Source organism: Acinetobacter sp. UBA5984 (assembly GCF_002429925.1).
Lineage (GTDB): Bacteria > Pseudomonadota > Gammaproteobacteria > Pseudomonadales > Moraxellaceae > Acinetobacter > Acinetobacter variabilis.
The window spans coordinates 41,788-48,987 of the sequence record NZ_DJBE01000019.1; the positions used below are offsets into that span (position 1 = coordinate 41,788).

Sequence of the window (7,200 nt, forward strand, 5' to 3'; positions counted from 1 at the left end):
AGAAACTTTGTGTTAAAAATTTGCCTAACTAAAAATCAATGGTTTGCTTGAAAACTAGGCAGGGCAGCATGTGCTGTCTGGAAATCGCGGTATACTAAGCTAAACCGATGATTCTATTTTAATAGTTACCCCCCATTAAGCGAGATTGTAATGAGTCAACCTGAATCGACTGCCCATGATGTATTACCGGAATGGGTAGATTCGTCGCTCATCAAAGGAATGCTGCGCGGTATCGAGCGTGAGAGCTTGCGTATGCAAAGCAATGGTTTCCTGTCACAGGAACCGCATCCTCATGCCTTAGGTTCAGCTCTGACACATCCGCATATTACGACCGATTATTCTGAAGCCTTGATGGAGTTTATTACTCCACCGAAAGAGAGTATTACTGAAGCCCTCAACTATCTGACTGACATTCATGCCTTTGTACACCGTCATCTGAAAAATGATGAAAAGCTCTGGCCGATGTCTATGCCGTGCATGCTCGACAGTAAGGATGAAAATATCCCGCTGGCGCAATATGGCAGCTCCAATATTGGCTTATTTAAAACGCTGTATCGTCATGGTTTAGGCGTGCGTTATGGTCGCCGTATGCAGACCATTTCCGGGGTTCACTATAATCTGTCTTTCCCGGATCATTTCTTTATAGCGCTACAAGAACAGGAAACTGATGAAGAGCTGCGCGCTTTAAGCTTGCAGGATTATCGCAGCCATCGCTATATGGGGCTGATCCGTAACTTTATTCGTTTAACCCCGTTGGTGATTTTCCTGGTCGGCGCCAGTCCAGCAGTTTGCCAGTGTTTTATGACTGGACGCGATCACCATTTATTCCCGCTGGTACGCGGTACTTTATATACGCCTTATTCGACTGCATTACGGATGGGACGTTTTGGCTACCAGAATTCAGCACAGAAACAGCTGGGTATTCACTACAATAATCTGCAGGATTATCTGGAAGGTCTGCAAAAAGCGGTTAAAACACCGTACAAACAGTTTACCCGTCTGGGTCTGGATGATGCCAATGGTCAGCCAATTCAGATCAATGACCATGTGCTACAGATTGAAAATGAATACTACAGTCTGGTGCGTCCAAAGCAGGTACCTCAAGAAGGCGAAACTCCATCACAAGCCTTGCAAAATCGCGGGATTGGCTATGTCGAGCTGCGTGCTGTCGATGTCAATCCGTATAGCGCGATCGGGATCAATGAAGATACTGCCGGCTTCCTGGAAGTAGTGGCACTGTACTGCTTATTGCAAGACAGCCCGGCGCTGTTGGATGCCGAACAGGAAATCATTGACCAGAATCAGGCTGAAGTGGTCAACCGTGGTCGTGCCTATAACGCTGCGATTATGGAAAATGGCCAGCGCTATATGATTGAAGACTGGTGTAATCTGCATTTGCAACGTATGCAGCCACTGGCTCAATTGCTCGATCAGGCTTATGAAACTAATCTATATAACAATGCTATGCAAGCCATGCAGATCCGTGTTGATGAAGTTGATGCGACCTTGTCAGCCCTGATTGTCGGAGATATCCGTAGTCACAGCAGCATGTGGCAATTTGGCCAGCATTTGGCCCATCAGCATAGCAATCTCTATGAATCACATCGATTAAGCAAAGAAACACTTAAATATTTCAATGAATTGTCACAAAAGTCATTGCAGCAACAACAGCAGCTCGAGCAAGATAACACGATCAGTTTTACTGAATATTTAGCCCAATATCGATAATAAATAAGAGGATTAACCATGCAATGGGGTTATCGCTTCGTGAGTGGTGTGTTGTTTTTGGCATCTGTTGCCGGGATGGCATTTGCTTTGTATCTTGAGCATGGACAGGGGCTGAATCCTTGCCCATTGTGTGTGTTTCAACGAATCGGATTAATCGGACTGGGGATTATCTCCCTGATTGCTTTGCTGCATAATCCGAAATCCAATGCCATGAAGCGTGGTTATGCTTTCTTAGGCTCGCTCAGTATCTTATGGTCAGTCGGTGTCGCTGCACGGCATGTCTGGTTACAGAATCTGCCCCCAGATCGAGTGCCGAGCTGTGGCCCAGGTCTGGATTACTGGCTGGAAACTTTGCCGATGAAATCGGTATTACAGCAGGTACTGAATGGGTCAGGTGAATGTGCTGCCATTGACTGGACGTTCCTGGGGCAATCTTTACCGGTCTGGTCATTGGTGTTCTTCAGTATCTTATTGCTGATCAGCCTGTGGCAATTATTCCGCAAATATCAGACTGCGCCCGTCAAACGTCTAAGAGATAAATACTGATTTTCAAAATCTGAATCAAAAAAAGCCAGTCTACAGACTGGCTTTTTTTATTACTCTCTTAGAGGCGAACCAAATTTTTTACCTTCGATCAGGTCAGGGCAATGCCTTCAATACTGTCCAGATCGGTCACATATTCATGAATTTGCGTATAGGCTTCATCTTCCACACCTGGATAGAACCAGCGCACAATCTGTTCAGCTACCAGTGGATGATACTGAATTTCAAAATGATTTAGGCCATAGAAAATCGCCTTATGGGCATCAGGTACTTTCAGGTCAAAACGCGGATGGGAATGTTCGCCCAAGGCACTTTTGACACTGACCAGATAATCGCCGATCACATTAAGCGTTTTGTTGGTATGGTGTTCAAACTCGATCGTACCTGCCACCAGATAGGCATTGATATGCGCAGGAATCGGTGCAGGTTTACGGTTATCGTCCATAAAGCCAATCCGTACCGGATTATATTCCCAGTCATCATCCCGAACACTGCCATGACGTAAGTCCAGAATCCCGTTACTGCGAATATTCACCACATGTCCCACAATTTTCACTAAAGGAAAATGTCCAATTTTTTCCTGCAAGCTAAAACCAAAACGTTCCAATACCGCACCATGATGCGGTGAACCTAGACAGACCAGATTTTCCACCATCGGAATCCAGTCATAGACATTCTGTTTGCCATAGAATAGGGCACTGCGTGACACCAGACCGCCCATACTGTGTCCGATCAGATCAATACTGGTAATTCCCGGATTACGTTTGACCAGATCTTGCAAGGTATTGGCCAGACTGCGGCCATTGGCTGAAATGCGGCGTCCGGTATTATAGTTCAGGTACAGCATGGTATTATGGTCGCGCTGAGCCAGCAATTTTTCCCCAATACCCGGGTATTTACGAGTTGACCAGTCCAGATGGTTCATGCACAGACCATGCACAAATAGGGTAATGCGTCCGGTTAGCTCACCTTGTTGCAGAGAACCATAATGATCGTAAATAAGCATCGGCAAGGCGAGAGGATTCTGATATTTCAGCAGATAATCGCCAATAATCCCGTTCAGGGCACTGACCATAAAATGCATGGTCGGGGTCAGGGGTTTATTATGTAATTTGGGAAATCTTTCAATAATGCGGCGCAGTCCAGGCGCGATCAGGGTATTGCCATAATGAAAGATCATGTCATAAGACATTTGATACAGACGTACGATATAAGGAATATTCTGGAAAGTTTTGGAATTTTTTTCACTCAGCCCGAATACGCTCATTAAAATTTCACGCTGAATCGATTTAATCAGCTCCTGTACTACATCACTAAAGCGCATGGTGACCAATTGTGCCAGGCCTTCCAGGACATCTGCCTGGCTAAGCGGAGTTCGGTCCCATCGACAATAGGTTTCATGCAATGGCGTTAAACTTGGCATTTGATCCTATCCTTTATATGAGCCGTAGACATCTTTCTTTTTTGAGCACTTCACGGTATAAATTCTTTTTTCAGTATTCTTGATTCTCAATTTATTCGGAATACTCTTAAAATAGCGAGAATTGCATAACATTAAAGGCTTTTTTGTCAGACAATTTAAGCAATTAAGTTAAGCGGTTATAAAATGAAGTGTATTTCACACTTTTAAATTAAATTTTGACATTTTGTTTGTTTTTTATTTATTGCCGATGAATATCATTTACCTGCATGGGTTCAAGAGTAGTAGCAGCTCGATTAAAGGCCAGTTATTGGAACAATACTGTGCCAAGTACCCGGATATTCAGGTGCATTTACCCGATTTGAACATGCCGCCGATGGCTGCAATTCAGAAGATTTCTAAATTGATCCAGTCGATGGATCAGGTGGCATTGGTCGGCAGTAGTCTTGGGGGATTCTATGCGACATATCTGGTCGCTCAAGCGCATGTGCCGGCTGTACTGATCAATCCGGCAATGCGACCATGGCAACTGTTTCGTGAACTGTTTGATGATGAATTGCCCCTGCAGGTTCATCCGAACTGGTGCCTGAATGACGCAGATCTTGGCCAGCTCGAAGCCATGGCACTACCAACTGCGCAAGATGCAGACAAAATATTAGTGCTGTTACAACAAGGCGATGAAGTTTTGGATTATCGTGAAGCACATCGCTATTATAGTTCAGCTCGTCCACCTGCACTGCTAATGACCGAGGCCAATGGCAGCCATGGCATGGATGATTTTGCGGAGAAAATTCCGCTGCTCTTACAGTTTTTATCCGACTGCATAAAAAAGGAAACCGAATAACGTGTCTAAATATACGGCTCAATCTCTTGAAGTTTTATCTGGTCTAGATCCGGTGCGTCGTCGTCCGGGCATGTATACCGATACCTCTCGTCCAAACCACTTGGCGCAGGAAGTGATTGATAATGCGGTCGATGAGGCACTCGCGGGACATGCCAATAAAGTCACGGTCACGGTGTATAAGGATGGTTCATTATCAGTTGAAGATAATGGCCGTGGTATGCCTGTCGATATTCACCCAGAATATGGTCAGAGCGGGATTGAAATTATCCTGACCAAACTGCATGCCGGTGGTAAGTTCAGTACCGATAATTATCAATTTTCTGGCGGTCTGCACGGGGTGGGGATCTCGGTCGTCAACGCGCTTTCTAGCCGCGTAGAAGTTGAAGTTCAGCGTCACGGCAACCTGTATAAAATGGCCTTTGAAAATGGTGAACCGACTGCACCGTTAGAAGTGTTAGAAGGTAAGGCACCGAAACGTGCCACAGGGACAACTGTTCATTTCTGGCCGGAAACCAAATATTTCGATTCTCCAAAATTCGCGCTTAAAGCCCTAAAACATAACTTAAAAGCTAAAGCGGTATTGGCTGCTGGTCTGCAAATTAACTATATCGACCAGATCAATGATGAAAAGATCACCTGGCAGTTTGAAAATGGTCTGGTCGACTATTTGATGGATGAGCTGGAAGACCGTGAAATCATTCCGGCTCCTGCTTTTGTGGCGACAGGTGACGCTGAGCGTGCCAGTGCAGAATTTGCCATCTGCTGGAATGTGGAAGGTGGAGAAAGTATTCAGGAATCCTACGTCAACCTGATTCCAACCGCACAAGGTGGTACTCACGTGAATGGCTTACGTTCTGGCGTGACCGATGCCATGCGTGAGTTCTGCGAACTGCGTAACCTGTTGCCACGGAATATGAAACTGTCTGCAGAAGATGTCTGGGACGGGGTGAACTACATCCTGTCACTGAAATTCCAGGAGCCACAATTCTCTGGTCAGACCAAGGAACGTTTATCCAGCCGTGAAGCTTCAGGCATTGTACAGAATATTGCCAAAGATGCGTTTGCACTGTGGCTGAACCAGAATTCAGACATCGCTATGCAACTGGCAGAAATGGCGATTTCCAAAGCAGGTCGCCGTCTAAAAGCGGCCAAGAAAGTTGAGCGTAAGAAAATTGTCGCTGGTCCAACTTTACCTGGGAAATTGTCAGATTGCGTCGGACATGATCTGGATCAGTCTGAACTGTTTATTGTGGAAGGGGACTCTGCGGGTGGTTCAGCCAAGCAGGCACGGGACAAGAATTTCCAGGCGATTATGCCGATTCGCGGAAAAATTTTAAATACCTGGGAAGTCTCTTCGGATGAAGTGCTGGCCTCTCAGGAAGTTCATAACATTGCAATCGCGATTGGCGTCGATCCAGGTTCAGATGACCTGTCTGAACTGCGTTATGGCAAGATCTGTATTCTTGCCGATGCCGACTCGGATGGCTTGCATATTGCGACTTTGTTATGTGCACTGTTCGTAAAACACTTCCCGATTCTGGTCGAAGAAGGGCATCTGTTTGTGGCGATGCCACCCTTATTCCGTATCGATGATGCTAAAGATGTGCACTATGCGCTGGATGAAGATGAACTGGAAGGCATCCTGAAAAAATGTAAAAGCAAGAACCCGCAAATCACCCGATTCAAAGGTTTAGGTGAAATGAATGCCAGCCAGCTTCGCGAAACGACTTTAGATCCAAATACTCGTCGTCTGGTGCAACTGGATCTGGATGATGTGCACCTGACTTCAGGTTTACTGGATAAACTGCTAGCAAAAAAACGCGCCAGTGACCGTAAAGACTGGTTGGAACAGAAAGGTAATCTGGCAGATATCGTTGTGTAAACTGATTTGCTGCTAATACCTATTAAAAAGCCCGCAATCGCGGGCTTTTTTAACAACTCCATTTAGGACTCAACTTTTAAATAATGCCCATCTGCATAGACATTATGTCCAAAGCCACAACCTGAACTGCCACTGTCCTGTTTTAAAATCACCTGCTGCCCCTGTTTAGGATCAAAAGCAAAATTGAGGTTAATTTTGCAATCATCTGATCGATAGGCCGTTTGATTTTTATTAACAGGCATTGTGGTTTTAAATTCACCTATATTTGGACCATAAATCATGCTATTTAGTCCCATATATAACCCATTAAAATGAATCTGATAAGAATTTTTAATCCGTTTGACTTGAATGGTATTCCAGTGACCAAAGCCAGCATGCTGTATATAGATGCCAGCCAAGTTTTGAGTTTTTTGCGGGGGAGGAAGCTGTTTTAAATTAAATTGACTGCTTTTGGCCTGAGGAAAGACTGAAAACCAGGCCCGTGCCCATTGTGGCTTTCCTGATTTAAAATAGCTTAAGCCGACATTATTAAAAGCAGTGGTAATGGCATTTTCGGAAAAAGATACATCGCTATTTTCACTATGCATTGCACAAAAGGCAGACCAGGAAGCTTGCTGTTGAAATTGTCCTAGCGCATTTTGATACTGTTTCTGATCATAAAATTTTCTTCCCGAGTTGGCATAGCTTTTCACCTTGGCACATTCGGATCGGAGTTCAGTTTCAAAGTCTGAATTGGCGAAACTAAAACTACTCAGAGGGAGAGAGGTGGTCCCACTTGTTTGA

6 protein-coding genes are annotated in these 7,200 nt (G+C 44.9%); 4 read left to right on the forward strand and 2 right to left on the reverse strand.

The genetic code is table 11. The features are described from left to right. Positions 1 to 150 precede the first annotated feature (150 nt). Together gshA and B3J29_RS03400 are read left to right on the forward strand one after the other, a co-directional pair. A complete protein-coding gene (gene gshA, locus B3J29_RS03395) occupies positions 151 to 1,728 on the forward strand; it encodes a glutamate--cysteine ligase (RefSeq protein WP_004781436.1) in 1,578 nt (525 codons plus the stop codon). 18 nt (positions 1,729 to 1,746) lie between these two features. Further along, the gene (locus B3J29_RS03400; protein ID WP_004781437.1) at positions 1,747 to 2,274 is read left to right on the forward strand and encodes a disulfide bond formation protein B; all 528 of its coding nucleotides are present in this window, start codon (positions 1,747 to 1,749) and stop codon (positions 2,272 to 2,274) included. An 88-nt stretch (positions 2,275 to 2,362) separates the two neighbouring features. On the opposite strand, the gene B3J29_RS03405 is transcribed toward B3J29_RS03400, so the two are convergent. After that, positions 2,363 to 3,694, reverse strand: a complete 1,332-nt coding sequence (locus B3J29_RS03405) for an alpha/beta hydrolase (RefSeq protein ID WP_104426752.1) — start codon at positions 3,692 to 3,694, stop codon at positions 2,363 to 2,365. Positions 3,695 to 3,941: 247 nt separating this feature from the next. On the opposite strand from B3J29_RS03405, the gene B3J29_RS03410 reads away from it, so the two are divergent. Then, positions 3,942 to 4,535, forward strand: coding sequence for a YqiA/YcfP family alpha/beta fold hydrolase (locus B3J29_RS03410; protein ID WP_005232728.1), 594 nt, complete (start codon positions 3,942 to 3,944; stop codon positions 4,533 to 4,535). A 1-nt stretch (position 4,536) separates the two neighbouring features. Next, on the forward strand, positions 4,537 to 6,417 hold the full coding sequence (parE, locus tag B3J29_RS03415; protein ID WP_005232726.1) for a DNA topoisomerase IV subunit B: 1,881 nt from the start codon (positions 4,537 to 4,539) through the stop codon (positions 6,415 to 6,417). Between the two features lie 62 nt (positions 6,418 to 6,479). On the opposite strand, the gene B3J29_RS03420 is transcribed toward parE, so the two are convergent. Next, positions 6,480 to 7,200, reverse strand: a 721-nt coding sequence (locus B3J29_RS03420; RefSeq protein ID WP_414632194.1) for a hypothetical protein, incomplete at its 5' end; no start/stop codon positions are given.

Bases quoted from the DNA above. Each gene is read 5' to 3' on its own strand.
- B3J29_RS03410 (WP_005232728.1), top strand. From the start codon at position 3,942: ATGAATATCATTTACCTGCATGGGTTCAAGAGTAGTAGCAGCTCGATT.
- B3J29_RS03400 (WP_004781437.1), top strand. From the start codon at position 1,747: ATGCAATGGGGTTATCGCTTCGTGAGTGGTGTGTTGTTTTTGGCATCT.
- B3J29_RS03405 (WP_104426752.1), bottom strand. From the start codon at position 3,694: ATGCCAAGTTTAACGCCATTGCATGAAACCTATTGTCGATGGGACCGA.
- gshA (WP_004781436.1), top strand. From the start codon at position 151: ATGAGTCAACCTGAATCGACTGCCCATGATGTATTACCGGAATGGGTA.